Annotated in this window: 27 protein-coding genes and 1 pseudogene; 14 read left to right on the forward strand and 14 right to left on the reverse strand. The window is 70.4% G+C overall.

Going from position 1 to position 25,619, the window contains the following annotated elements; all coding sequences use genetic code 11:
• Positions 1–329: 329 nt before the first annotated feature.
• On the forward strand, positions 330–1,373 hold the full coding sequence (gene mgrA, locus VXC91_RS07375; protein WP_329506041.1) for an L-glyceraldehyde 3-phosphate reductase: 1,044 nt from the start codon (positions 330–332) through the stop codon (positions 1,371–1,373).
• Between the two features lie 89 nt (positions 1,374–1,462).
• Here mgrA and VXC91_RS07380 read toward each other — a convergent pair whose 3' ends face one another.
• From VXC91_RS07380 to VXC91_RS07390, 3 genes are all read right to left on the reverse strand, one after another.
• Positions 1,463–2,296, reverse strand: coding sequence for a maleylpyruvate isomerase family mycothiol-dependent enzyme (locus VXC91_RS07380; protein WP_329506042.1), 834 nt, complete (start codon positions 2,294–2,296; stop codon positions 1,463–1,465).
• Between the two features lie 223 nt (positions 2,297–2,519).
• Positions 2,520–2,810, reverse strand: coding sequence for a hypothetical protein (locus VXC91_RS07385; RefSeq protein WP_329506043.1), 291 nt, complete (start codon positions 2,808–2,810; stop codon positions 2,520–2,522).
• Between the two features lie 28 nt (positions 2,811–2,838).
• Positions 2,839–3,096: a hypothetical protein gene (locus tag VXC91_RS07390; protein ID WP_329506045.1), complete on the reverse strand. Its 258-nt coding sequence runs from the start codon at positions 3,094–3,096 to the stop codon at positions 2,839–2,841.
• Positions 3,097–3,399: 303 nt separating this feature from the next.
• Here VXC91_RS07390 and VXC91_RS07395 point away from each other — a divergent pair, with 303 nt between their 5' ends.
• Complete coding sequence (locus VXC91_RS07395) at positions 3,400–4,269, forward strand: AraC family transcriptional regulator (protein WP_329506046.1); 870 nt, start codon at positions 3,400–3,402, stop codon at positions 4,267–4,269.
• A gap of 32 nt (positions 4,270–4,301) precedes the next feature.
• Here the strand turns inward: VXC91_RS07395 and VXC91_RS07400 are convergent, their stop codons facing one another.
• From VXC91_RS07400 to VXC91_RS07420, 5 genes are read right to left on the reverse strand one after another with little or no spacing between them, the layout of a single operon-like run.
• Positions 4,302–5,492 (reverse strand): thiolase family protein, encoded by a 1,191-nt coding sequence (locus tag VXC91_RS07400; RefSeq protein WP_329506048.1) that lies wholly within the window; start codon positions 5,490–5,492, stop codon positions 4,302–4,304.
• An 18-nt stretch (positions 5,493–5,510) separates the two neighbouring features.
• The gene (locus VXC91_RS07405) at positions 5,511–6,140 is read right to left on the reverse strand and encodes a CoA transferase subunit B (RefSeq protein ID WP_329506049.1); all 630 of its coding nucleotides are present in this window, start codon (positions 6,138–6,140) and stop codon (positions 5,511–5,513) included.
• Positions 6,141–6,189: 49 nt separating this feature from the next.
• Complete coding sequence (locus VXC91_RS07410; protein WP_329506051.1) at positions 6,190–6,942, reverse strand: CoA transferase subunit A; 753 nt, start codon at positions 6,940–6,942, stop codon at positions 6,190–6,192.
• A 9-nt stretch (positions 6,943–6,951) separates the two neighbouring features.
• On the reverse strand, positions 6,952–8,715 hold the full coding sequence (locus VXC91_RS07415; RefSeq protein ID WP_329506052.1) for an FAD-dependent oxidoreductase: 1,764 nt from the start codon (positions 8,713–8,715) through the stop codon (positions 6,952–6,954).
• Between the two features lie 17 nt (positions 8,716–8,732).
• The gene (locus VXC91_RS07420) at positions 8,733–10,664 is read right to left on the reverse strand and encodes a maleylacetate reductase and hydroxyquinol 1,2-dioxygenase domain-containing protein (RefSeq protein WP_329506054.1); all 1,932 of its coding nucleotides are present in this window, start codon (positions 10,662–10,664) and stop codon (positions 8,733–8,735) included.
• Between the two features lie 832 nt (positions 10,665–11,496).
• Here VXC91_RS07420 and VXC91_RS07425 point away from each other — a divergent pair.
• The 5 genes from VXC91_RS07425 to VXC91_RS07445 all read left to right on the forward strand — a co-directional run bounded on the left by VXC91_RS07425 (position 11,497) and on the right by VXC91_RS07445 (position 16,357).
• Positions 11,497–11,691: a hypothetical protein gene (locus VXC91_RS07425; RefSeq protein WP_329506055.1), complete on the forward strand. Its 195-nt coding sequence runs from the start codon at positions 11,497–11,499 to the stop codon at positions 11,689–11,691.
• A gap of 212 nt (positions 11,692–11,903) precedes the next feature.
• The gene (locus VXC91_RS07430) at positions 11,904–13,397 is read left to right on the forward strand and encodes an alpha/beta hydrolase (RefSeq protein WP_329506056.1); all 1,494 of its coding nucleotides are present in this window, start codon (positions 11,904–11,906) and stop codon (positions 13,395–13,397) included.
• Positions 13,398–13,649: 252 nt separating this feature from the next.
• Positions 13,650–14,003: a VOC family protein gene (locus tag VXC91_RS07435; protein ID WP_329506057.1), complete on the forward strand. Its 354-nt coding sequence runs from the start codon at positions 13,650–13,652 to the stop codon at positions 14,001–14,003.
• 504 nt (positions 14,004–14,507) lie between these two features.
• Complete coding sequence (locus VXC91_RS07440) at positions 14,508–15,512, forward strand: Dyp-type peroxidase (RefSeq protein WP_408057344.1); 1,005 nt, start codon at positions 14,508–14,510, stop codon at positions 15,510–15,512.
• Positions 15,513–15,517: 5 nt separating this feature from the next.
• Positions 15,518–16,357 (forward strand): family 1 encapsulin nanocompartment shell protein, encoded by an 840-nt coding sequence (locus VXC91_RS07445; protein WP_329506059.1) that lies wholly within the window; start codon positions 15,518–15,520, stop codon positions 16,355–16,357.
• Between the two features lie 5 nt (positions 16,358–16,362).
• Here the strand turns inward: VXC91_RS07445 and VXC91_RS07450 are convergent, their stop codons facing one another.
• Positions 16,363–16,602, reverse strand: a complete 240-nt coding sequence (locus tag VXC91_RS07450) for a hypothetical protein (RefSeq protein ID WP_329506061.1) — start codon at positions 16,600–16,602, stop codon at positions 16,363–16,365.
• A gap of 9 nt (positions 16,603–16,611) precedes the next feature.
• Here VXC91_RS07450 and VXC91_RS07455 point away from each other — a divergent pair, with 9 nt between their 5' ends.
• The gene (locus VXC91_RS07455) at positions 16,612–16,806 is read left to right on the forward strand and encodes a hypothetical protein (protein ID WP_329506063.1); all 195 of its coding nucleotides are present in this window, start codon (positions 16,612–16,614) and stop codon (positions 16,804–16,806) included.
• On the opposite strand, the gene VXC91_RS07460 is transcribed toward VXC91_RS07455, so the two are convergent.
• On the reverse strand, positions 16,793–17,506 hold the full coding sequence (locus VXC91_RS07460) for a DUF1275 family protein (protein ID WP_329506064.1): 714 nt from the start codon (positions 17,504–17,506) through the stop codon (positions 16,793–16,795). The two genes, VXC91_RS07455 and VXC91_RS07460, sit on opposite strands and share 14 nt — an antisense overlap.
• Before the next feature lie 211 nt (positions 17,507–17,717).
• On the opposite strand from VXC91_RS07460, the gene VXC91_RS07465 reads away from it, so the two are divergent.
• The gene (locus tag VXC91_RS07465; RefSeq protein ID WP_329506066.1) at positions 17,718–18,131 is read left to right on the forward strand and encodes an ATP-binding protein; all 414 of its coding nucleotides are present in this window, start codon (positions 17,718–17,720) and stop codon (positions 18,129–18,131) included.
• 251 nt (positions 18,132–18,382) lie between these two features.
• Entirely contained in the window at positions 18,383–19,285 is a 903-nt protein-coding gene (locus tag VXC91_RS07470) for a serine hydrolase (protein ID WP_329506068.1), read from the forward strand.
• Between the two features lie 127 nt (positions 19,286–19,412).
• On the opposite strand, the gene VXC91_RS07475 is transcribed toward VXC91_RS07470, so the two are convergent.
• Complete coding sequence (locus VXC91_RS07475) at positions 19,413–20,507, reverse strand: alpha/beta hydrolase (protein ID WP_329506070.1); 1,095 nt, start codon at positions 20,505–20,507, stop codon at positions 19,413–19,415.
• Positions 20,508–20,920: 413 nt separating this feature from the next.
• Between VXC91_RS07475 and VXC91_RS07480 the strand changes: the two genes are divergently transcribed.
• Positions 20,921–21,310, forward strand: a complete 390-nt coding sequence (locus tag VXC91_RS07480) for a hypothetical protein (protein WP_329506072.1) — start codon at positions 20,921–20,923, stop codon at positions 21,308–21,310.
• Positions 21,311–21,352: 42 nt separating this feature from the next.
• On the opposite strand, the gene VXC91_RS07485 is transcribed toward VXC91_RS07480, so the two are convergent.
• The 3 genes from VXC91_RS07485 to VXC91_RS07495 all read right to left on the reverse strand — a co-directional run bounded on the left by VXC91_RS07485 (position 21,353) and on the right by VXC91_RS07495 (position 23,882).
• Entirely contained in the window at positions 21,353–21,925 is a 573-nt protein-coding gene (locus tag VXC91_RS07485) for a hypothetical protein (RefSeq protein WP_329506073.1), read from the reverse strand.
• Positions 21,926–22,029: 104 nt separating this feature from the next.
• Complete coding sequence (locus VXC91_RS07490; protein ID WP_329506131.1) at positions 22,030–23,181, reverse strand: glutathione-independent formaldehyde dehydrogenase; 1,152 nt, start codon at positions 23,179–23,181, stop codon at positions 22,030–22,032.
• Between the two features lie 260 nt (positions 23,182–23,441).
• A complete protein-coding gene (locus VXC91_RS07495) occupies positions 23,442–23,882 on the reverse strand; it encodes an Lrp/AsnC family transcriptional regulator (protein ID WP_329506074.1) in 441 nt (146 codons plus the stop codon).
• Positions 23,883–23,962: 80 nt separating this feature from the next.
• Between VXC91_RS07495 and VXC91_RS07500 the strand changes: the two genes are divergently transcribed.
• The 3 genes and pseudogenes from VXC91_RS07500 to VXC91_RS07510 all read left to right on the forward strand — a co-directional run.
• A complete protein-coding gene (locus tag VXC91_RS07500; protein ID WP_329506075.1) occupies positions 23,963–24,199 on the forward strand; it encodes a hypothetical protein in 237 nt (78 codons plus the stop codon).
• The gene (locus VXC91_RS07505; RefSeq protein ID WP_329506076.1) at positions 24,196–24,495 is read left to right on the forward strand and encodes an AzlC family ABC transporter permease; all 300 of its coding nucleotides are present in this window, start codon (positions 24,196–24,198) and stop codon (positions 24,493–24,495) included. Before VXC91_RS07500 ends, VXC91_RS07505 begins: the two co-directional genes overlap by 4 nt.
• Position 24,496: 1 nt before the next feature.
• Positions 24,497–25,048, forward strand: a pseudogene (locus tag VXC91_RS07510) (thioesterase family protein); the annotation flags it as partial.
• Positions 25,049–25,619 lie beyond the last annotated feature (571 nt).

Here is a 25,619-nt window from a genome sequence, read left to right on the forward strand (position 1 = left end):
TGAGGCTATGTATGAGGTGATTGCCTCGCACGTTGACCATGCGGCATTCCAGGCCTTCCCCGGCCCCCGATCGGCCATGCTCTGATCGCCGGGTGCGGAGTGGGACTGCCCTGGGCTTCTGTCGCACCAGGCGGAGCGATACGACCACGGTCCTGGGACCACATCGGGCCATCGGGCATATTCGGCTTCTGCACCGGCATCCGATTCAGCAGCGACACCGCTGAATCCGATGAAAAGGAACTGTTGGACTTCAGGATCACGCCCAGGCAGGGTGGGAACCTCCCCCTCGATCGGGGCACCCTTTCCCTGCACGACCCGGAGATCACCCGATGAACCACGTCGCTGACCCCGAGCGCTACGACGGCACCATGCGCTACCGGCGCACCGGGCGCTCAGGACTCGACCTTCCCGTCCTGTCCCTGGGCTACTGGCACAACTTCGGAGACGACAGGCCGTTCGAGTCGCAGCGCGAGATCGCCCTGCGGGCCTTCGACCTCGGAATCACCCACCACGACCTCGCGAACAACTACGGCCCGCCGTACGGCTCCGCGGAGATCAACTTCGGGCGCCTGATGAAGCACGACCTCGCGCCGTACCGGGACGAGATGGTGATCTCCACCAAGGCCGGCTGGGACATGTGGCCCGGCCCCTACGGCCAGGGCGGCGGCTCCCGCAAGTACGTCCTCGCCTCGCTCGACCAGTCCCTGCGCCGCATGGGACTGGACTACGTGGACATCTTCTACTCCCACCGCCTCGACGCCACCACACCGCTCGAGGAGACGATGGGTGCGCTCGACACCGCAGTCCGCCAGGGCAAGGCCCTCTATGTCGGCATCTCCTCCTACGACGCCGAGCGCACCCGCGAGGCGGCCGCCATCCTCCGCGACCTCGGTACCCCGCTGCTCATCCACCAGCCGTCGTACAACATGCTCAACCGGTGGATCGAGACGGAGGGCCTGCTCGACGTAGCCGAGCAGGAAGGCTTCGGTGTCATCGGTTTCACCGCGCTCGCCCAGGGGCTGCTGACCGGACGCTACCTCGACGGGATTCCTTCGGACTCCCGGGCCGCGCAGGACAAGTCCTTCGACACCGCCTGGCTGTCAAAGGACATGCTGCACCGGCTGCGAGCCCTCAACGACATCGCGGCCCGCCGCGGGCAGACGCTGGCTCAGATGGCTCTCGCCTGGGCCCTGCGGGACGAACGCGTCACCTCGCTCGTCATCGGCGCCTCCCGCGCCGAACAGCTCGAGCAGAACGTCGCCGCGCTGGAGAACCTCCACTTCAGCGCCGAGGAACTGGCCGAGATCGACAAATACGCCACCGACGCGGGCGTGGACCTGTGGCAGAGCGCCCGCCTCGGAAACCTCTCGTGATCAGCCTGCTCGACCCCGCGGTCGGCGCCCACCCGCACGGCCGGACCCCTGGGCGCGGGTGACGCGGGTGTCAGTGCGCCGGACGCGGGTCAGGGCGCGATGAACAGGGTCGGGAAGCGGGGTGCGAGCCACGGCTTGCGCCCCCAGGCCAGGACCCGGCCGCGGCTCATGGCCCGCCACGGGTTGCACCGTCCCAGCGCGATGAGCAGGAACGTGACGGGCTCGGTCAGGAGGGTGCAGTCCGAGCGGTCCGGCGGCTGCGGCGTCACGTCGACGCTTCCGCCGCTGAAGGTGACGCCGAACGCCGTCCCGCCCCACACACGGAGCGTGTAGCGGGCGGTCAGTCCGGCGATGGCGGAGGCATCGGCGACCCGCGGCATCGCCGTGAGCAGGAACGGCAGGCACAGTTCGACCCGGGCCCGATCGATCATGTGTGGCCGGCCCATCGCCCGCGCGAGGTCATATCCATGGCCCAGCATGTGCGTCAGCAGGTAGGAGGCGAGCACCGACTGGTCCATGGGGCCGAGCGGTGTGACGAGCGTCCGGCCCGCGGTCTTGTCCTTCGCAACCCGTGCCACCGCGTCCAGGAAGGCCTCCGCCTGCTGCACGATCATCGCCGCCAGGGGTTTCGCCCCGCGCTCCCCGAACGCAGCGAGCGCTCGCGCATTGGCCTCGGCCAGGCTCTGGGGCGTGCCGTCCCCGTAGGGGCGTTCGCTGCCTGCGACGAGATCGGCCATCAGCTCGTTGGCCTGCGCCAGGTGGGCCGCCGCCTCGCCCAAGGTCCACTCCGAGTCGGGCACGGGAACGTTCGTGTCGGACACCTCGGTCAACAGAGCGGCGATGTCACCGGCGGTCTCGCATATCGCCCGGCCCAACCCTGCGGGCAGGGTGCCCTCGGTGTCCACTCGCGTCCCCGCTGCCATGACGTTGCACTCCCTCGTCGTGCCTGCTTGCGCCGTCGCGCACGTAGCGCGTTACCCAATCAGGCACGGCAGCGTGGGGCAAGAGCCGGCGCACCACTGCTCAGGGCCCTTACCAAGTGGCCTGTTGCATGTGCGCCCCTCGACACTGGCCACGCACCGCTTTCAGCGCTCGGTGTCAGGGATGAACAGGGTCGTCCTGGTGCCGGTCCGCCCTGCATCAGGGCTACGGGGGAAGAGAATGTGTGCGGGCCAGCAGCAGGGTGGCGTCGTCGGACGGTGATCTGCTGCGCACGGTTCCTACGGCCAGGGCGCCGGTTGAGCCCAGCAGGCGGTGGGCGGTCGGCGTCCAGCCGACGACCGTCCCGTCGGCGTCGATCATCGCGGCCGCCGCGCCGTCCGTCTCGACGGCCCCGCCACTCGTACGGGCAGTGCCCGCCGGGTCCGCCGTCCTGCCCGGCCCTGCCGCCCGCCCATCCGCCTTGGAAGCCAGGTGGCCCCTTGCGTCACGGCGCAAGGGGCCACGCGCAAGGGACCACCTCACCTCATCCGGCCGCAGGCCGGCGCAGCTCCGGCGGCTCGTTGTCCAGTGCGAGATCGGTGTCGGCGTCGAATCCGACCGGGGCATGACCGACCGTGGGGTGGGCTATGTCGGTGCCCAGATCGAAGGCGGCGTCGTCCACCGCCTGCGCCAGCTCTCTTTCCTCCCGACGCCGGACAGCGTCGCGGTGGTGTTCACTCATCCGCTCGACAAGGCCGCGGACGCCGTCGTGGGCTTCCTCGTGGGCATCAGTTTCACTCATGGCAGTCATCGTCGGTGCGGTCACGGCGCCAGGACAACGGATCTTACAACTCCCCGGCCACGGCGCGGTCGTGGGCTGGCATGGACGACGTCGCGCACGCCGTACGGTGAAGGACCCCCCGCCATGCCTCTCACGGTGTGTCCCAGCTCCGCGCCAGGAAGGCGACCTCGTGGATCGCCGACGGACGTGACCCGACTCACACGCTCGCACGGGCTGGGCCCCCACCCTTCCCTTCCGTTGCCCGGCCCGTTCACAAACCGCGTCGTTTATTGTTCAATCAGGGGGCCAGTAGGAGGTCGCACCATGACAGAGCTCGGTTTGAGCGACACGGTGGGGATTCTGCAGCAGCCCGGCGTGCGCCCGCGGCGCAGCAGTGCCGGGCTCGGATGGGAGCGGCTGTACCTCTCGACACAGGAGGAGCAGCCGTATCACGCCGAATTCGATCCGGCACCCACGCATCTGCTGATCCTGCATCTCAGCGGGCCCGTCACCGTGCGGCGGGGGCGGGGTCAGAGGACTCGGGCACGGAAGATCCCCGCCGGAGGGCTGTTCCTGCAGCCCGCCGGCCGGACCCTGTCCGTCGAGCTCGGCGGGCGGCTCGACACGGTCCACGCCTATCTCACGGACGAGGCGCTGCGCGAAGCCAATGACGGGCGGCCCGTGGAGCTGTCCGAGGAGCTCGGCGCCGCCGATCCGCTCGTCGAGCAGCTCCTGCTGGCGCTGGAGGGCACGGCGCGGCGATGGGAGCCGTCGGCCAGGACGTATGCGGACCAGCTGACCGGGATGCTCGCAGCCCAGCTCGTCCGGCGGCACGGCACCACCCACGTCGAGCCGCGCCCGCTCCGGTCCGGCTTGTCCGACAAGCAGCTCGCCACCGTGCGCGAGCTCATGGAGGAGCGCCTCGCCGAACCACTTCCGATCGCCGACCTCGCCGCCGCGGTCTCGCTGAGCAGCAGCCAGTTCACACGGCAGTTCCGGGCGAGCACGGGGAAGTCTCCCCACCAGTACCTGCTGTCATTGCGGCTGGAGCAGGCCTGTCGGCTGCTGCGCACCGGGGCCCGGGGGATCGGGGAGGTCGCCGTCGAGTGCGGCTTCTCCCACCAGGAGCATCTGACCCGGGTGATGCGCGACCGGCTCGGTACGACCCCGGGGGCCCTGCGCCGCTCGAGCTGAGGCAGCCGCGCACGGCGGGAGGGCCTTGCGTCTCAGCGTTCCAGTACCAGCGCCAGCGCCTGACCCACCCCGATGCACAGCGCCGCCAGACCCTTGCCCGTGCCCGCCGCGGCAAGCTGGTGGGCGACCGCGCCGGTGATGCGGGCGCCCGAGGCGCCCAGCGGGTGGCCGATGGCGATGGCACCGCCGCGCGGATTGACGACGGCGGGATCGAGTTCCGGCAGTGCGGCCAGGCAGGCCAGCACCTGGGCGGCGTAGGCCTCGTTGAGCTCGATCGTGTGCAGATCGCCGGGAGCCACATCCGCCTTGGTCAGCACCTTGCGGATGGCGTCCACCGGGCCGAGTCCGAAGTAGCGCGGGTCGATTCCCGTGACCGCGGTCGCACGCACCCGCGCGAGGGGCTCCCGGCCGATCGCGGCGAGACCTTCCTCGTCGGCGAGCAGGAGGGCGGCCGCCCCGTCGTTCAGCGGGGAGGAGTTTCCGGCGGTGACGGTGCCGCCCGCGAGGAACGCCGGCTTCAGCGCGGCAAGGGCCTCCAGAGAGGTGTTGTCGCGGATGTTCTCGTCGCGCGGCAGCTCCACGCCCCCGGTGGGGACCACCTCACCGTCGTACAGCCCCTCACTCCAGGCGCGTGCGGCGTTGCGGTGGCTGGCGAGCGCGAACGCGTCCTGGTCCTCACGGGTGATGCCGTATTTGGCCCCGACGAGCTCCGCGCTCTCACCGAGCGGGATCGTCCACTCCTCGGGCATCTTCGGGTTGATCAGCCGCCAGCCGAGCGTCGTCGAGTGCAGCCGCTGGTCCTTCGCGGGAAAGGCCCGCTCCGGCTTGGGCAGCACCCAGGGAGCGCGGCTCATGGACTCGACGCCGCCGGCGACGGCGACGGAGGCGTCACCGAGAGCGATGGCGCGGGCCGCCTGGATGACGGCCTCCATGCTGGAGCCGCAGAGCCGGTTGACCGTGGCGCCGGGCACGGTGACCGGGAGCCCCGCCAGCAGCACGGCCATACGGGCCACGTCGCGGTTCTCCTCGCCTGCTCCGTTGGCGTTGCCGAACAGCACGTCGTCGATGCGGGCCGGGTCCAGGTCCGGACTGCGGTCCAGGAGGGCACGAAGCACGTCCGCCGCGAGGTCGTCCGGGCGTATGCCAGACAGGGCGCGACCGTAGCGGCCGAAGGGGGTACGGACGGCGTCGACGATGTACACGTCACGTGGTCGCTCGATCATCGAGGGCTCCTTTCAGGGTCAGCAGTTGACGACTACGGGGGTCCGCGCGACGACTTGGGAAGCCGTCACTCCGGGCGCGGTCTCCACCAGTTCCAGGCCCCACGGGGTGACATCCAGAACACACAGGTCGGTGATGATCCGGTCCACGCACGCCCGTCCCGTCAGCGGCAGGGTGCACTCTTCGACGATCTTGGGGGCTCCGTCCCTCGCGGTGTGCTCCATCAGCACCACCACCCGGCGGGCGCCGTGGACGAGGTCCATGGCACCACCCATGCCTTTGATCATCTTGCCGGGCACCGCCCAGTTGGCCAGATCGCCGCGCGCCGACACCTGCAGCGCGCCCAGGACGGCGGTGTCGATGTGCCCGCCGCGGATCATGCCGAAGGAGAGCGACGAGTCGAAGAAGGACGCCCCGGGCCGTGCGGTGACGGTCTCCTTGCCCGCGTTGATGAGGTCGGCGTCGACCTCATCGGGCGTCGGGTACGGTCCGACGCCGAGCAGTCCGTTCTCGGAGTGCAGGACGACGTCGACGTCCGGCGGCAGGTGGTCGGCCACCAGCGTGGGCAGTCCGATGCCGAGGTTGACGTAGTCGCCGTCGCGCAGCTCGCGCGCGGCCCGTGCCGCCATCTCAAGTCTGCTCCAGCTCACGGCGTACGCACCACCTTGCACGAGGACCAGGAAGGATGCCGTCTCATCGCTAGCGCACCGTCCTCTTCTCGATCCCCTTGTCGGCGGCCTGTTCGGGGGTGAGCGCCACGACGCGCTGCACGAACACGCCCGGCACGTGCACCTCGTCGGGGTCGAGCAGGCCCGGTTCGACCAGCTCCTCCACCTCGGCCACGGTGATGCGGCCGGCCATCGCCGCCAGCGGGTTGAAATTGCGGGCCGCGCGGTGGAAGACGAGGTTGCCGTGCCGGTCGCCGCGGGCGGCCCTGACCAAGGCGTAGTCGGTGGTGATGGCCCGCTCCAGGATGTACTCGGTGTCGTCGAAGACCCGCACTTCCTTGGGCGGGGAGGCGACGGCGACCGATCCGTCGGCGGCGTACCGCCACGGCAGACCGCCCTCTTGGACCTGTGTGCCGACGCCGGCCGGGGTGAAGAAGGCCGGGATGCCGCAACCGCCGGCACGCAGCCGTTCCGCGAGAGTGCCCTGCGGGATCAGCTCGACCTCCAGTTCGCCCCCGAGGTACTGGCGCGCGAACTCCTTGTTGTCACCCACGTACGAGCCGGTGACCCGGGCGATACGGCCCTCGGCCAGCAGCACACCGAGGCCACGGCCGTCCACGCCGCAGTTGTTCGACACCACCTGAAGGTCGCACGCCCCGCTCGCGTAGAGGGCGCCGATGAGGACCTCCGGCACCCCGCTCAGACCAAAGCCTCCGACAGCGAACGACTGCCCGTCCGCCACGTCCGCCAACGCCTCCTCGGCCGTGGCCACCTGTTTGTCCATGACCGCCGCCTACCGCCCGAGTACCTGACGCAGGGCGTCGAGCAGTTCCTCGCGGGCCGATGCCGGCGTCTCGGGGGCACCGGTGCGCCGCCATGCGATGTGACCGTCCGGCCGCACCAGCAGCACACCGTCCTCGGCGATCTCCGAGACGCGGCTCCATTCGCCGTACGCGTCACGGGAGTCGGCGTCACCGATGCGCACGGACCGCAGCGGGACGCCGAGTTCGTCCCGGCATGCGTCCGCGGCCGTGTCCCACATCCCGCCCGACAGGCCGGTGAGGACGGTGAAGACGCCCTTGCCGACGATGTCGAGGGTGGAGACCCGCTCGCCTCCGGCGCCGACCAGCCAGGCGTGCGGGAGCTTGGCGCCCGGCCGGGTCGTCGGCCTCGCGACCAGCTCCGCGTCCGTCTGCCAGTCTTCGTCGGGACCGCCGCCCGGGACGACCGCACCGGAGACATAGCGCTGGTTCATCTCGACGCCGTGCGCGTTGAATTCGTAGTTCTTCAGCTGGATCGCGTCCTCGAGGAGGCGCCGCTTCTTGGCACCGTCGGCCGTCGAGGCCTGCAGCGCCGCCAGGCCCTCGGCGATGGTCTCCTCGTCGCTTCCGGCGCCGACGCCGAGCACGTCGAAGATGGGACCGAACTGGTCGCGGCTGAGGTTGGCCCGCTCCACGATCTGCCGCCCGACGGGGGCGCGTTCGGCCGTGTAGCTGTCGAGCAGCGCGGGTCCCGCCTCGCCGCGGACCACCATGGCGAGCTTCCAGGCGAGGTTGTAGGAGTCCTGAATCGAGGTGTTGGAGCCGAGGCCGTTGGACGGCGGGTGCCGGTGCACGGCGTCGCCCGCACAGAACACCCGCCCGGAGCCGTAGGTCGCGGCATAGCTGTGGTTGACGGTCCACAGTGAGGTCGAGGTGATCTCCACGGGCAGCTCGGGGTCACCGATGAGGTCGCGCACGATGCGCCGTGCCTCTTCCTCGTCCATGGCCGGTGGCGGCTGCTCGATGTCGTAGCCCCATACCAGCAGCCACTCGTTCCATGGGCGGACCATGCGGACCAGGCCCATGCCGATGCCACCCGTCTCCGCCCCGGGTCGCAGCACCCAGTACAGGACGCTCGGACGGTGGGCGCAGTACTGCTCGAGGTCGGCCTTGAAGACGATGTTCATGCTGCCGGCCTTGCCCATCTGCCCGTCGAAGGGCAGGCCGAGCTGTTCCGCCACGGTGCTGCGTCCACCGTCCGCGCCGATCAGATAGCGGGCGCGCACGGTGAATTCGTCGCCGCGGACCCGGTCGCGCAACAGCGCCGTGACGCCCTCCTCGTCCTGGGTGAAGCTGAGGAACTCGGTGTCGAAGCGGACCTTCGCGCCGCGCGCGGCCGCCTTGCTCACCAGGATCGGCTCCAGGTAGGTCTGCGGCAGGTCGATCATCTCGCAGGGGCTCTTGGAGGTGTACTCGGTCAGTGTGGCCGGGCCCGTGCCCCAGCTGCGGATCCGGCCGATCTCCTCACCGGCGAGGGCGGTGCACAGGACCGTGTCGCCCATGAGGTGGGAAGGGCTGCCGACCGCGAGGGCCTCGCCCTCGACGCCGAGATCGCGCAGCACCTCCATCGTGCGCTGGTTGGTGATGTGGGCTCGCGGGGTGTTGGCCAGCCAGCCGTACTTCGTCACCAGCAGGGTGCGTATCCCGTACGTGGCGAGCAGCAGAGCGGCCGAACCTCCGGCGGGGCCGCTGCCGACGACCAGGACGTCGGTGTCGTAGGTGTCCGTGCGAGTCATGGGTGGGCGCTCCTGGGTCAGCCGGCCAGCGGGGCGATGTGGAAGGTGTACTCGAGACGGCGCCACTCCCCGTCGATGGGGCGGCCGTCGGGGGTGGGGCCTGTGTGCGGGGTGTAGTCCACGACGAGCGCGTCCTTGACGCCGAACACGGTGTCGCTGTCGAGGTAGGCGCCGCCCCCCACGAACAGCTGGGTGATGAGCCGCCGGTGACCGGGCGCGTCGATCATGAAATGGAGGTGGGGTGCCCGGAAGGGGTGGCGGCCGACGGCGGCGAGCATCTGCCCGACCGGCCCGTCGTCGGGGATCGGGTACGCGGCCGGCAGGAGCGACCAGAAGGTCATCCGGCCCTCGGCGTCGGTGCGCAGCCGGGCACGGAGCACCGGTCCGTCCAGGTCGGGGAGCTGGACGTCGTAGAAGCCGTCCTCGTTGGACTGCCAGACGTCCACGACCGCGTCCTTGAGGGGCTCACCGGCCGTGTCCAGGACCCGTACGTCCACCCACAGCGGCGTGCCGGGCAGGCCACCGGAGATGTCGCTGCCGTGCTCGGTCTCCGGCGGGCCCTCGACGTAGAAGGGGCCGAGCACCGCGGACGGAGTGGTGGCGGGTGTACGGGAGTTGGTGAGCAGGTCCACGGCGCTGGAGATGCCGAGCGTGTCCGACAGCAGCACGAACTCCTGCCGGGTCGGACCGGAGATCTGCCCGGTACGCGTGAGGAAGTCGATCGCGTACTGCCACTCGGAGTCGGTGAGGTCGTTGTCGGTCACGAAGCCGTGCAGACGCCGGACGAGATCGCTGAGGAGGGTGCGGACGCGCGGATCCGGCGCCTGCGCGAAGCTGGCCACGACCTCCTCGGTGAGGCGGGCCACCTGGGCCGCGGCAGTGGTGGGCCGGCTGATCGGGCGGCGCCCGGCCCAGGCGTCGGACAGAAGCGCCGCCACGCCCTCCGCGGTCACCTCGCGCGGGTTCGGATAGGGCGTCGCGGCGGCCAGCTCGGCCGCGCGGGCCAGGCCCGATTCCGGCATGCCGAGGCCGCGCAGCGAGGTGGGACCGCCCAGCGACGTGATCAGGTCATGGACGCCGGAAGGCGCGTCCGCCGTGCCGAGGGCCTCGGCGATGCGGCGCATGGCGTCGGGTGCGGCGGGCGCGTTGTAGGCCATGGCGTACGGGAGGACGACGGTGTGCGTCTCGGCGTGCGGCAGGTCGAAGGTGCCTCCGAGCGTGTGGCACAGCTTGTGGTGCAGGCCCATGCCGACGGTGGCCAGGCAGGTGCCGGCGAGCCAGGCCGCGTGCAGCAGATCGGCGCGCGCGCCGGGGTCGCCGGGGTCGGCGGCCAGCCGGGGCAGCGCCCGGGCGATACGGGAGATCGCGTCGAGAGCCTGCTGGTCGGTGACCGGGTTGGCGTCGGCGGAGTACAGCGCCTCCACGGCGTGCGCCATCGCGTTCACCCCGCTGGTCAGTGACATGCCGACGGGCAGGGTCGAGGTGAAGTCGATGTCGTAGACGACGGTCTCGGGCAGGATCGCGTCGGAAGACTGTGTGACCTTGCGTCCGTCGCGGGTCTCGCCGAGTACGGGGGTCACCTCGGAACCGGCGTATGTGGTCGGCAGGATCACCTGCGGCAGGTCCGTGCGCAGCGCCAGCGCCTTCGACAGGCCCGTCGTCGAGCCGCCGCCGACGGCCACCAGGCAGTCGACGGACGCCTCCCGCAGCACGGCGAGCGCCTGCTCGGTCACTTCCACGGGGGTGTGCATCACCGCGCCGTCGAACTCGGCGGCGACCAGGTCACCGAGTGCTTCGCGCACCCGCGCGGAGGCCTCCGCCAGCGGTGGGCTGGACAGCAGCAGCACCCGGGACCTGCCGAGCCGCTCCACCTCTTCGCGGAGCCGGCCGACGGTACCGGAACCGAAGACCACCCGTGAGGGACGGGATGTATAGACGAACGTCCGCATTGAATTCCGCCTCCGCATGTCGGTGGGCACGGACCGTGTGCTTGGCCACCGAGTCTGCGAGTTACGCTCATGTGAACGCCTGCACAATTCGAGCGTTGTCGCTGCACGAAACGCGCAGGAGGCGAGTGGGGAACAGGAAAATACCGCGCGGGCGGCGTGGCCGGTGCGGGCGGTGGGGGGAACCCGTAGGCCGGGAGAGGCCGGGTGCCCCTCCGTGGCTTGGCGGCATCACATCGTTTCCCCCGGTGGCCCCTGTGATCGGCGCGCAGTGCCTGTGCAGCCGGTCGGGAGGGAGCGCTCCACCGCACCGGCAGCCGCTCGTCCCATTGATCGCGCCGCACACCGCGACTCAACTGGGGTGCCGACCGAACGTATTGGATCTATGCCGAACGCATCGGATCTGTGCCGGACGACGGACAGTGGCAGTACCCCGGAAGAGCCCAGCCGCATCCCCGTGGGCAGCCGCACGGCCGGATCGCAGGCCGTCTCCCGGTCGTCCCGGCCCGCAACCGGACCCACTTCCTGGCCCCGGCCCTTGCCGTCCCGTACCGCCGTCGGCCGCCGATCGTCACCGCCGGGGCCAAGTCGCCGACGGCTCTCCCAACGACTGTCGCCGCGCCGAGTGGCTTCGCATGCCGTGGGGTCCGGTGGGACGAGACTGACAGGTCCGGCACACATTGTCCGTGCAGTATGAACATCTGATGGTCCGTCTGGTGGTTTTGCCGTCCCAACCCGGCATGGCCCTCCGGGATCACGCGCGTCGTGTGCGTATTTGTTGAGCAGACACCCCCTCCTCCGACCTTGCGGGAGATCTCCGATGAGACGTCTGTGCATGACCGTGGCCGTTGTCGGTGCGGCCGGTGTGCTGACCGTCGCCATTCCGGCGAAGGCCAAGGCCGCGACCGCCCTGTACCCGCACGCGCCGTCCTGCGTGCAGCCAGCCATCCATGGTATGGGCCCGGCTGACGGCGCATGGATTCGAACGAACGCCGACAACACACCGCGAACGGCACCGGCGGCGGCCTGACACCCTGCCGTGTCGAGGCCCGTCCGCCGCGGACAACGGCCGATCGGCGCGGCGAACGGGCTCGCCACGGCGAATGACGCCCTCGTGTGACGCACTCGGTTCCGGATCCTCGCGCTGGGCGGACCCGAAGCCTGAAGCGGGGGTAAACCCCCGTATAAACAGGCACGTTGACCGTATGTGAGGGCCGGGCGTGATCCGCGAGGCTCCTGTGCATGAAGCAGACCAACCGCACGAGAGCCTCCTGGATCGCCGCCGGCACTGTCCTCCTCGGTCTCACCGCGCCACTGACCACGTCCGCAACCGCGGCCGCGCACTCCACGGCGCACTCCCTCCACTGGGGTGCATGCGAGGGCGGCGGGCTTGATCCGCGCCAGCAGTGTGCATCCGTCAAGGTGCCGATGGACTACGCCGACCCAGGTGGCCCGAAGGTCGATGTCGTCATCTCCCGCATCCGCAGCGAGAATCCCGTCGCCCGCCGCGGGGTGCTGCTCCTGATCCCCGGCGGGCCCGGATCCTCCAGCCTCGCAGACCCTTCGGGCAAGGGGCAGAAGCTGCCGCAGGACGTGCGCGACGCCTACGACCTGATCGGTTTCGCCCCGCGCGGACTCGCGCCCTCAACCTCCGTCAGCTGCGGTCTCGACCGCGCCGATCTCGCCACCTCGAAGCTTCGGCCCTGGCCGGCTCCGGACGGGTCCGTCACCGAGAACATGGTCACTGCCCGGCGGGTGGCGGACGCCTGCGCTCGTGACGGCGGTGCGCTCATCCAGCACATCGGCACGGTCGACGAGGCCCGCGACATCGACCGCATCCGCGCCGCGCTCGGGGAGCCCAGGCTCTCCGCCTGGGGTGTCTCGTACGGCACATACGTAGGTGCCGTCTACAGTCAACTGTTCCCGCACCGCACCGGCCGCATCGTGCTGGACAGCAACGACGACCCCGATCCCACCCGGGTCTCCCGTGCCTGGCTCGCCGGATACGAGACCGGTGTGGAGGACGTCTTCCCCGAGTTCGCCAGATGGGCCTCGGCACCCGGCAACCCGGACCGGGTGACTCGGACCCCGGCCGAGGTGCGGCCGCTGTTCCTGCGCCTGGCCGCACGGCTCGACCGTACGCCCATCCCCTGGCCGGGCGCGAACCCCGGGGAACTGAACGGCAACGTGCTGCGCCAGAACATGGTGGACAGCCTCTACGCACCCAGCCGGTTCCCCGCTCTGGCGCAGCTGATGCTGGCCGCCCTGCACGGCACGGTGCCGCCCGCGCCCGCCGAACCGCCGGAGCCGGTGCTGCAGAACGTCACGGCGGTCAGCGCCGCGACACTCTGCAACGACGCGGCGTGGCCGGCCTCGGCCATCGAATACCAGGAGGGCGTCGCCGAGAGCCGGCGGAGGCACCCGCTGACCGCGGGCATGCCCCGCAACGCCATGGTCTGTGCAGCGTGGCCGTATCCGCCACGGCAGGCACCGGTGCGGATCACCGACCACGGCCCGTCGGGCATCGTGCTGGTGCAGAACGAACGCGACGTCGCCACGCCGCTGAGCGGTGCCCTGAAGCTCCGCGAGGCCCTCGGCGACCGCGCCGTCATGGTGACCGTCGGCTCCACCGGCCACAACGCCTACCTCGCCAACGGAAACACCTGCGGTGACCGCACGGTGTCCCGCTTTCTCGCGACGGGGCAGCGGCCGGAGCACGACACGCACTGCGGCTAGGCGGTCTCGCCGGCGTGGTCGTCGGGTTCACAGGCCGGGGCTCTCTTTGCGGGCCCCGGCCGCGTGCGGGCTGAGGGAGGTAGCCGCGCCGTTCGTGGTGCCCGGCGGGGGTCGCGATCATCACTCACGCCTCGCCGGGGCGAGCGTTGCCTGATACGGCACTGACCGGTTCCCCCGCGATCGAGACGGTGGGTGAAGCGGGCGATGGTGTGGTGCCGGCCCGCCCGATCGCTGCCCTGGCAAGATGGCGGCATGGAACGTGTGCTTGGAATCGGTGGATACTTCATTCGGGCCGCCGACCCGGCGGCCCTGAGCGCGTGGTATCGCGATTGCCTGGGCCTGGACGCCGATGAGAACGGCCTGTGGCGTCAGGGAGCCGGGCTGACGGTGTTCGCGACGTTCGAGACCGAGACCGACTACTTCGGGTCCCGCGTCCAGCAAACCATGCTCAACTTCCGGGTCCGCGATCTGGATGCGATGCTCGCTCAATTGCGCGCCAAGGGAGCGGACGTGGCCGGAGAAACGCAGGACATGGAGGGTGTCGGTCGATTCGGCTGGGTCACCGATCCTGAGGGCAATCGGGTCGAGCTGTGGCAGCCCGCCTGACCGCGTCCTCACGCAGGCGGTGACGTGCTGGTGGCCCACTGGGGTGTCGAGGTGTGAACCTTGGTCAGGCCCACACGGCTTGTCCCTTCATGCCTTCTGCGGGCTGTCAGGGGAACACCCTGGCGAACTTGTCACGTGTCGCCCGCGAGGAAGACGGCCCCCTGCCGAAAGGCGGAGGCGCCGCGGTGGTGCACGCACATGCCGGGCGCCCGTGGCCGTCCGGCGGTGCAGAACCGAGTCGTCGACGCGATCTCCTCGAGGCGGTCGCCTCGGCGACCGGTGGCAGACCCGTTGGGGCCACCCTAGAGTGAAAGAACGTTTCCCGTCACCGCCGCACCATCGTCAACGGCCGATGTGCGGCCCGCAGGGGCGAGGCGGCGGCTCACGGATCCGCATGCCCCGCCCGTGACCTGGGAAGGGGTGTGGCCCGTGGCCGAGTGTTCCCCCGAGCCGGTCCCCCAGTCGGTGCTGTCCCCGTTGACGGCTGCCGCGATCTTCCTGGTGATGACCGTCGATCGAGACGGCGAGGAGCGCACCCGTGCGTTGCTGTCCGACCTGAACGGGCTGCAGCGGGCCGTCGGCTTCCGCGCCTCGTCCAGCGGACAGCTGAGCTGTGTCGCGGGCATCGGTTCCGCGGCGTGGGACCGCCTGTTCTCAGGGCCACGCCCGGCCGAGTTGCACCCTTTTCGCGAGCTGACCGGACCGGTGCACCGCGCTGTGTCGACACCAGGTGACCTGTTGTTCCACATCCGGGCCGCCCGACCGGACCTGTGCTTCGCGCTGGCCGCCGAAATCATGGAACGCCTGCGCGGGGCCGTGACGGTGCGGGACGAGGTGCATGGGTTCAAGTACTTCGACGTACGGGACCTGCTCGGCTTCGTCGACGGCACGGAGAACCCGGTGGGGCCGGTGGCGAGCGCGGCCGTGCTGATCGGTGACGAGGACCCGCCCTTCGCGGGCGGGAGCTACGTCATCGTGCAGAAGTACCTCCACGATCTCCAGGCCTGGAACGCCCTTCCGGTGGAGGCGCAGGAGAGGGTGATCGGGCGTCGGAAGCTGTCCGACGTCGAACTGGACGACGAGGTCAAACCGGTCGACTCCCATGTCGCGCTCACCACGGTCGTCGATCCCGACGGCACGGAACGCAAGATCCTGCGCGACAACATGCCGTTCGGCACTGTCGGCGAGGGCGAGTTCGGCACGTACTTCATCGGGTACGCCCGCACGCCCGCCGTGACCGAGACGATGCTGGAGCGCATGTTCCTGGGTGCGCCGCCGGCGGCGCACGATCGCATCCTGGACTTCTCCACCGCGGTCACCGGTTCCCTCTTCCATGTGCCCACCAGCGACTTCCTGGACGACCTTCCCGACCCGCCCGGCGAGGAAGAGTCGGAGACCGAATCCGAGACCGGCGCCGATTCCCCGCACGTCCACACCGACACGGTGCTCCTCGGGCAGACGCGAGCGCCGGACGACTCCCTCGGGATCGGCGACCTGAAGGGCAAGTGACGCCGATGAACAACCTTCACCGCGAACTGGCGCCCATCTCCGCCGCCGCCTGGGCGGACTTGGAGGACGAGGCCCAGCGTACGTTCAAGCGGCATGTGGCGGCCCGCCGGATCGTCGATGTGCCCGAACCCGGCGGTCTCGACCTGTCCGGCGTCGGCACCGGCCATCTGCAGACCATCGAGGCACCCGCCGCGGGGATCATCGCTCGTACCCGTCTCGTTCAGCCCGTGGTGGAGCTGCGAGTCCCCTTCGTCGTCGACCGCGGGCAGGTGGACGACGTCGCCCGCGGAGCCAAGGACGCCGACTGGCAACCGGTCAAGGACGCCGCCAGGCAACTCGCCTACGCCGAGGACCGAGCGGTGTTCGAGGGCTACGCGGCGGCCGGCGTCACGGGCCTGCGCGAGAGCTCGTCCAACCAGCCCCTGACACTGCCCTATGAGGTGCGGGAGTACCCCAATGCCGTCAGTCAGGCCATAACGGCTCTGCGGCTGGCGGGTGTTGGCGGGGCCTACACGCTGGCACTCAGCGCGGAGGCATACACCGCCGTCAGCGAGACCTCCGACTACGGCTACCCGGTCATCAGGCACATGGCCCGGCTCCTGGACGGCGACATCGTCTGGGCACCCGCCATCGACGGCGCCTTCCTGCTGTCCACGCGGGGCGGTGACTTCGAACTCCACATCGGTCAGGACGTGTCCATCGGCTATCTGTCGCACGACGACAGCAGCGTGCGGCTGTACTTCCAGGAGACGCTCACCTTCATGGTGTACACCAGCGAGGCCGTGGTGGCTCTCGAGGCACCCGCACCGAGGCCCGACGCCGGCGCAGGGCAGGGGGCGACATGAAGGTCTCAGTCGTCGGAGTGGGCGCGGTCGGATCCGCCTCCGTGCCGTCCTTGGTCGAACCAGGTCGTCGCCGTCGTACCGCAGGCGGTGCTGATGGTGGTCACCGACCCACCGGGCCCGTTGGCCGACCTCATCCGCCAACGCACCGGGCACGACCGGGTGTTCTCGATCGGAACCCTGATCGACAGTCTGCGCTTCCGCGTACGGTCGGCGACCGGCTCCACGTCCGGCCGCGTGATGTTCAAGCTCTGGTCGTGGGCGAACACGGCACCTCCGAGGTCCTCTTGTGCTCCTCGGCCACGGTCGGCGGCATTCCCGTGACCGGGCTGCTCAGCCAGGGTGACGCGTCTGTGGAGGATGTACGCGGAGAGGTCGAGAACGACCTCCGGTACGCCAACATCGAGGGCACGGGCGCCAGCCAGTACGGTCGCCCCCTCACTCCGGTGTGAGGAGCCCGCGACGGGCTTTGCTGAAGGGCCACCAGGCAAGCAGAACGGCTCCGGTGACCAGCACGGCGGGCAGCGCTCCTGCCCACGCCGGGGCCACCCTTCGCAATGCCATGGCCGCCGCCGCACCCACGATCAGCCCCCCGAGCCGGGCGGGCACCCACCCGTCCGCCCGCCCCGAACGACCGACGCCCCGCACGATGTATGTGGCCAGCGTGCCGGTCAGATAGGTGGTGGGGGCTGCCGCGCGCCCGGCCGCAACCATGGCGGCGGCCTGCGCCCCCATCGCCAGCGCGGCGCCGCACTGCAGGACGTCCCGCAGTGTCGGTCCGGGCGCACCCCCGACGGCGGCCCAGGCCCCTGCGCCCACGGCGAGCAGAACCGCCTCCGCGAGAAGGCTGGACATCACACGGGCGGGCCAGTGTGTGGCCACACCCTCGCGGCCCCGGGTGACCCAGGCGACCGCCGCGGCGCCCGCGCCGAACCCCACCAGGGCCAGCACGGCCGCGCTCACCCCTGCGCCACGGGACTGGCCGATCGCCATCCCGAGCAGCGCCAGATTGCTGGTCATGACACCGGCGAAGACCTGGTCCAGCGCGGTGAACGAGATCGCCTCCACAGCCCCGGACGCGGCCACGAGCATCACCACGGCGATCGGCATCGCCCGGTCCGTATTGCCACTCGGTACCGCATGGGTGTCCATTCCGGCTCCTCCCGACGGCAGTCACCAACAGTAATGATCCGCCCCGGGCCGCTCGGCCAACCGCGCCGGAGCAGCCGGCCGTGAGTCCCCTGCGCCATGCCGGTGTGCGGTCGCTTCGTCCGCCGGCCTGCACGACCGCGTCAACGCGTCCTGCGCGGGTCAGGGCACATGCAGGGCCCGGGCGGGGAGGGACACGGTGGGCGCATCGTGGATGAGGGCAGTGGGATGGGCACGCGGCCTGCCCCTGAACAGCGGGGGCAAGGTGGCTCGTGACCGGGCTCGCGAACATCTGGAGTCACTGGGCTGGACCGAGTGTGCGCCGCAGAGGGTGGACTCGGTCCTGGTGACCGTCTCGCAGCTGGTGACCAATGCCCATGTGCACGCCCACAGTTCCACACGACTGGTGCTGACCTGGGACACGCGCTGTCTGTACGTGGTCGTCCACGACGCCGCCAGCGACCTGCCCGCCCGTCGCCCACCCGGCACCGAGCGCCTCGGCGGGCGCGGACTGTCGCTCGTCGACGCGCTCGCCGACGACTGGTACGCCCGGCCCTGCCCCGGCGGCAAGATCGTCCACGCGTGCTTCAGGCCGCCCGCTTCGGCCCGGGACGCCGACGACTCCTGACCCGTGCAGCAAGCCGGCCCGATCCGGGCCGACGGCGGAACGATCCGAGCGAGGGCCGGCCGGGGCGCATCGACGGGAGTCGAGAGCAGCGCAGTGGTTGTGACGCGACGCACACCCTTGCCTGTGGTTCTCCCCACATTCCGGGCCGTATCGCCGGCCGTAGTGACGGCGGTCACCTCATAGGTCGGGTGTCTTGTCTACGTTCGCAGTTCAGTGCCCCTCCCCCACGAACTGCAGAGGCCACTTCCACCATGCGCTACCGACTGCTCCCCGTGCGGCACCCGGAGACCGCGGCCCGGCGCCGAGGCAGGCGCGTCGTCGCCTGCGCCGGTGTGCTCCTGGCGTCGGTGACGGCGCTGGTCTCCGCCGGCACGCTCGACCCGTCACCGGCGACCGCGGCCGCCCCGACGGCGCGACCGGACGGAACGGCCGGGTCCGCCGCACCGGTGCGGCCGTGCAGCAAGGCACGGGTGACGGCCGCGGTACTGAGCCTGGACGGCTCGAACCGCGCGACCACCGTGCACGGCGACGACACCGCCTACGACACCGCGAGCATCATCAAGGTCGACATTCTGGCGACGGCGCTGCTCCAGGCGCAGGACGCCGGAAGGACACTGGACGCACACGAGCGCGAGCTCGCCGAGGCGATGATCCTGCACAGCGACAACGCCTCCGCCAACGCCCTGTGGCGTGAGATCGGCCGGGCGCCCGGTCTGGAGGCGGCGAACAAGCGACTCGGACTGACCTCGACGAAGGGCGGTGACGGCTTCCTGTGGGGGCTCACGCAGACGACGGCGAGTGATCAGATACGGCTCCTGCGTGCGGTGTTCGACACCGGCTCCGCATCGAACGCAGGCCCCGCGCCGCTCGACGAGGCCTCCCGGGCGTACATCAGGACGCTCATGACCCACATCGAGAGCGACCAGGCGTGGGGCGTCTCGTCGGCCGCGGGCTCCGGATGGGCGCTGAAGAACGGCTGGCTGCAGCGCAGTACGACCGGGCTGTGGGACATCAACAGCATCGGGCAGGTGACGGTGAACGGTCACCGCTATCTGGTCGCGGTCCTCTCCGCCGGCAACACGTCGATGAACGACGGCATCGCGCTGGTGGAGCGCACGGCCCGGGCTGCCGTCGAGTCCGCAGCCGGCCGCTGACACGCCTTGGCCCGGGTGCGGGCTCGGCTCTCGTTCACCGGCCCCGCACCCGGGCGGTCAGGCGGGTCACTCGGCCGCGCGGTGCCCGACCCGGACGCGGGAACCGAACCGGCGGCAGCTCGGCACGTCAGTCGTGCAGCGCGTGGCGCAGAGCCGCGTTGGCCTTCGCTACCGCGGACTTGGCCGCCTCACTGTCGGCGAGGCCGTTGAGCATCACAAAGTCGTGGATGATCCGGGGATAGTTGACGTAAGTGAGCGGCACACCGGCAGCGCGCAGCTTCTCGGCGTACGCGCGGCCCTCGTCGTGCAGCACATCGCTGTCCGTGATGACCAGCGCCTTCGGCAGGCCGCTCAGCTCGGCCGTGCTGGCGCGCAGCGGGGAAGCGGTGATCTGGGAGCGGACCGAGGTGTCGGGAGCGTACTGGTCCCAGAACCACTTCATGCCCGCCGCGGTGAGCCAGCAGCCGGTGGCGAAGCGCGTGTGGGACTCGGTGTCGAACGAGGCGTCGGTGACGGGGTAGAACAGCACCTGCTGGGCAAGCTTCGGGCCGCCACGCTCCTTGGCCATCAGGGTGACGGCGGCGGTCATGTTGCCGCCGACGCTGTCGCCCGCCACGGCCAGCCGGGAACCGTCGACGTCGATCTCGGCGCCGTGCTCGGCGACCCACTTGGTGGCGGCGTAGGACTGCTCGTTGGCGACCGGGTATGTGGCCTCCGGCGACGAGGTGTAGTTGACGAAGACCACCGCGGCCCGGGCGCCGTTGGCTATCTGGCGCACGAGCCGGTCGTGGGTGGAGGCATCTCCGAGGACCCAGCCGCCGCCGTGGAAGTACATCACCGCGGGCAGCTTGCCGGTCACGCCGTGGGGCCGGACGATGCGGATGGAGACCGAGCCGGTGGGGCCGCCCGGTATGGTCCGGGTGGTGATGTCGGCGGGCAGCTTGGCCACCGGATACGCGGCCTGGAGGTCCAGGAGCGACTGACGGGCGGCGGCGGGCGTCAGGTCCTGGATCGGGGGGCCGTCCGCCGCGGCAAGTTTGTCGAGGAACGCTTGAGCGGTCGGTTCGAGGGTCACCGGGGGATCACCGCAGGTCGCCCGGGAGGCGGCGGCAGCCGGGGTGGCCAGGGCCGGGGCGGTGGCGGTCAGGGCGGCGGTGGCAAGCAGCGCCGTGAATCCGGCCAGGGGCTTGCGCAGTGTGCGGGAGCGTCGGGTGGCGCTCATGAACGTCCTCCTTCTGAGGGGAACTTCCTCCAGAAGCGTTCCTGCGCTCCCCCGGACGGGCCTGCCGGGCTGAGCCGAAGGAGTGGTGCCCTTCGCCCGCCCAGGTGGTCGGCACACGGTTCCGGTTTGCGGATGCTGTCGCCAGTGGATGTCGCGGGACGGCACCCGGCCATCGGCGGCCGCTCATCCCACGCGGACCGTGTGTCCGACTCCCGCGGCGCCCGCCACGACCTGGCGAGCCTCCGCCCCGGCTCGGGGTCCTCGGGGCGGAGACCCGTAACTCCTAATGTCCGGCTCAGATCGTGGGATCGCACCTCAGGCGCAGCACGGCGCCGTCCGACGGCGTATCGCTTGTTTCCGCGTCGACGCATCCGTCAATCCGTAATTCCCGAGCCATCGTCCCGGGAGTCTCGATGAGAAAACGGAAGAAGGGCGAGCGGCACTCCGCGGCGTCTCAGCTGGAGCTGTGCGACCTGTGCGCCGCGGCCTTCCCCAGGGACGAGGCAGTTCGGGGGCATGTTCCGGACTCCTCCTCCGCGCATCCCACCCAGGACTGGTTCGACGGACTGCGTCTCATCACGGCGTGCAGCGACACCCATTTCGGGGTCATCCGCGAAGCGTACCGGCGTCGGCCGTTCGTGGAGGAAGAGCTGTGGGCCGCGAAGATCGGACGCGCTCTCACCACCGGCTCGCCGGTTGTCAGCCTGTTGGAGCTGGCCTGCAGGACTGGGCTGGACGAGCAGCAGATCCGGCGCGCCGTCGCCTGGCACAACCGGCAGCGGCGGCAGCACAAGGACGGCTGAACGCGGCGCGGTCGGCCCGCGACGTCGCACGCCCATGGCCCCTCATGCGGTGTCCCGGGCCGCCCCGCCGTTCTCGCGCTCCAGGGACACCGTGACGGTGACGCGCACAACGGACGGCCTCCGGGGCGGCGAGCCGAACCCGAATCGCACGGGGGGCACGACCGGTGCGAGGTGGCCGAGGTCCTGGCCCTCGTAACCGGCGGAGGCGGCGACGACGGGCCACAGGTCCTTCGCCCCGTACCATTCGTACCGGCCTCGGCCGGCCCTGCCGCGGGTGCGGACCCCCAGCAGTACCCGAGCGGGCAGGGCCACCGACGCGGCCCAGGCGGGACGGGCGGCGAGCGGACCGGGCACGGCTCTGAGCAGGAGGCCCACGAGGCCCCTGCGGCCGGCGACGAAGCGCAGTCCGAGGGAGGACGCGCGGACCGTCCATTCCCTGCCCGCGACATCGGCCCTGACCGGTACCACGCGTACCTCGTCGAAGGTGTATGTGCCGGCGATGAAGTCCGCCGTCTCCCGGGAGGGAGCGAGCAGGACGCGGTGTCCGTCGTGCCGCTCGATCATCACATCGCTGAACGGCCCGAACGGCGACCGCGCCCAGTGCCCGACCACCACCCGCGCACCGGACGACGTGCCGATCCCGGCGATCCAGCCGTCGAACCGCAGCCGGTCGCGCCCGGCAGGGCCGCTGCGCGGTTTCCTGATCTCCGTCTCTGTCGCTATGCCGCCAGTGCGTGACCCGGGTGCAGTACCACCTTGGTGTAGCCCTCGACCCGCTTGTCGAATTTCTCGTACGCCTGCGGAGCCTGATCCAGCGGCAGCTCGTGCGAGACCACGAAGCTGGGCCTGGCACGACCCGCGATGATCAGATCGCGCAGCTGGCGGTTGTACCGCTTGACGTTGCACTGACCGGTGCCCACCTTCTGGCCCTTCTCGAACATTCTGCCGATGGAGACCAGGAGCTGGCCATGCTTGGCGTGTTCATCGGGTGCGCCCGGGTCGGAGGGCACGTACAGACCCGGGACGCCGAGCCTGCCGGTCGGCCGCACCGTCTCGACGAGCGCGTTGAGGACGACGGCGGGTTCCTCGTGACTCGCGTCGTGTGCCTGGGCCTGGTATCCGACGGCGTCCACGCCCTTGTCGGTTCCCTCTCCCTGTGTGTGTTCCTTGATCTGCTCGGCTGGGTCGCCCTTCGTGAAGTCGATGGAGATGGCTCCCGCCTGCTCCGCCTTGGCGAGACGCTCGGGCACCCGGTCCACGCAGAACACCTTGGACGCGCCGCGCAGCAGTGCGGAGTAGGCGGCCATCAGCCCGACCGGTCCGGCGCCGTAGACGGCCACGCTCTCACCGGGGGAGACCTGGGCGAGTTCGCAGCCGTGGTAGCCGGTCGGGAAGATGTCGGCGAGCAGCACGAAGTCGGTCTCGAACTGCTCCCCCGGCGGCAGCTTCAAGCAGTTGAAATCGGCGAACGGCACCCTCAGCAGCTCCGCCTGGCCACCCTTGTACGGACCCATCGCCACGTATCCGTAAGCTCCGCCCGCGAAGCCCGGATTGACCGTCAGACAGAAGCCGGTCTCCCCCGCCAGGCAGTTCTTGCAGAATCCGCAGGCGACATTGAAGGGCATCACCACACGGTCCCCCTTGGAGAGGGAGGTCACGCCCGAACCGGTCTCCTCGACTATGCCGAGGTTCTCGTGCCCGAAGACGATACCCGGCTCGGCAGCCGTGCGGCCTTCGTACATGTGCAGATCCGACCCGCAGATGGCGGTCGACGTGACCCGTACGAGGACGTCGTTCGGATGCTGTATCTGTGGATCGTCGACGTCCCTCACAGCCACACTGAAGGGCTTCTCATAGACGACGGCTTTCACCTGGGTCACCTCCGCGTCGAACGCTGGATGACGGCGGCGACAGCGGGCCGCTGACCCCGGAGCACACACGCGAAGAGACGGGCCGTCGGCCTGCGACCGTGGCCGCGAGTGCTCTCGTTCACCGCCGAATACTTCCAGGTAACGCCCGCACGGCTCGGGCTGCAACCGGCTGCCTGGGCGGTGGTCCCGGTCCCGTCGTCACGGTCCACCCGCCGGCTGCGGCGGGTGGACCACCGCGACCTGAGCCCGCGCTCCGCCGGCTACCGAGCGGCTTTCACGGTCTTCATCGTGAAGTGCGAGGTGACGTTCTTGATCCGCGGGATCGTCATGACCCGTCGGCTGAGGAAGGCCTCGTAGGTGGCCAGGTCGGCCACACCCACGCGCACGAAATAGTCGGGACTGCCGAACAGTCTGCGCAACTCGACGACCTCGTCGGCCTCTGCCAGGGCCTGCTCGAACCGCTCCACGGTCTCGGCGTCCTGTGCTTCGAGGGTGAGCCCGATGAGGACCTCGAAGGAGCGGTTCACGGCGGAGGGGTCGATGACGGCCCGGTAGCCGCGGATGACCCCGTCCGCCTCCAGACGCTGGACGCGCCGCAGGCACGGCCCGGTGGTGAGCCCCACCCGCTGTGCCAGCTCGACGTTGGTCAAGCGTCCGTTTCGTTCCAGCTCGGTGATGATTGCCCTGTCAATGGCATCCATAGACAGAAGATTGCACGATCGAGGGGATGGGGAGCAATATTCGCAACCACATGGCGCGCGTTGTACGAGACGATGACGGGGTGCGACACGACGTTCCGACCCCGATGGCAGCGCCCGATGCACCGCCCGCTCCGGCCACCCGGCGCCGGCAGATCTCCGCATGCGTGCGTGGTTCGTTCTCCGCGGGCCCCGGCATCTTTCCCCTGGGCATCGCGCTCGGCCTGCTGGTCCTCCAGGCCGGCCTCCCCTGGTGGCTCACCCCCGCCCTGTCCCGGTCCGCGATCGCCGGCTCCCTGGAACTGCTGCCTTGGGTATGACGGCCGCCGTCACACCGCTCGCCGCGGTCGCGCTGACCGTCCTCGTGGTCGATTTCCGGCATGTCTTCTACGCCTTCTCCTTCCCGCTCCACCTGGTCAGGCACCCGCCGGCGAAGGCGTACGCCGTCTACGCGATGATCGACGAGGCGTACGCCGTCAATGCCTCCCTGCCGGATCGGGAGCGTTCGGCGCCTCGGCTGCCGGCCCTCCGACCGCCTGCCAGACCTGTTGGGTCGGCGGCGGCCTGGTGGGCGTCGCCGGTGTCCACCCGGCCTTCGGCCGCCGCACCATCCTGAGCGTGGGCCTCGGGCCATCGAACTCCTCGAAGCGGTGGTGCGCATCGCCGGCCGCCCGGTGGTCCGGGCCCGCGCGTGGCTCCTCGCCACTGTGGACACCAGGGTCGTCGCCGGCGGCTCGGAAGACCGGCTCACCCACCCCGAGGGTCTCGCCTCCTGGCCCATGACATCGGTGTGGCCCTGTGGGTACATCGCCTCCCTGGACGTCCGCCCGCTCGCACCACCGCAGCCTGGCCGCACGACCGCCTGGGTCTCCACCCGTCTCGACCTCGTCGCCGACGAACCCAGCAGCGCGCTGGCGTCCTACCTCACCCTGGTCGACACCGCCAACGGCATCGCCGTACGACAACCCCCGACAGCCTGGATGTTCCCCAACGTCGACCTGACCGTCCACCTCCACAGGCAACCCGAAGGCGACTGGACCGGCCTGGACACCACCGTCGTCTTCGGCCCGGCCGGACAAGGTCCCACCGGCACGGTCCTGCACGACGTCAACGGGCCCGTCGGACACGCCCAGCAGATCCTCACCGTCCGGCCATCGCCGGGCCACTGACCGACGAAGAGCGGCCGGTGCCCATCCCAGCGCCGAGCGCCAGGCGGCCGAGCTGTCCGACCACGGATCGCGCGTCGCCCTGTTGACCGCCGACCGCACCCTCGACAGGTCATGGGCCGCAACATCGCGAACGACTCGCGCCGGCCGGCGGCCGCGCGCGGGCCACACCCAGGCCGTCGAGCTCGACGCCTCGTTGCGGATCTCTGGCACGGCTGAGCATCTCTCGTCTCCGGGGATCCGCCCCCGCCCGCTCTCGGTGCCCACCGATCGGCAAGCCCTGAGAAACCACGGCACTTACCGAGATCGCATGGCCGGTGACAGCCCGGGTAAAGGCATGCCGTGCTGCGTCACGGAGTGGTGGGTAAACTGGTCGGTGGACCGCGCGGTAAGCGGATCCGGCCAGGGGCCGGAGAAGCTTTCGAGGGCGGGAGATGACCGCGGGTCGTCTCTACCGAGCAGGCTTGCGCCCTCGGCCCGGACAGCGTCGCCAACGGGACAGGCGTCCTCCGGGTGTGCCGGCGGATAGAAATCGACAAACAACTGAGTCCCGGAGCACCGATTCTGTGGGCAG

The organism is Streptomyces chiangmaiensis, assembly GCF_036281785.1.
GTDB lineage: Bacteria > Actinomycetota > Actinomycetes > Streptomycetales > Streptomycetaceae > Streptomyces > Streptomyces chiangmaiensis.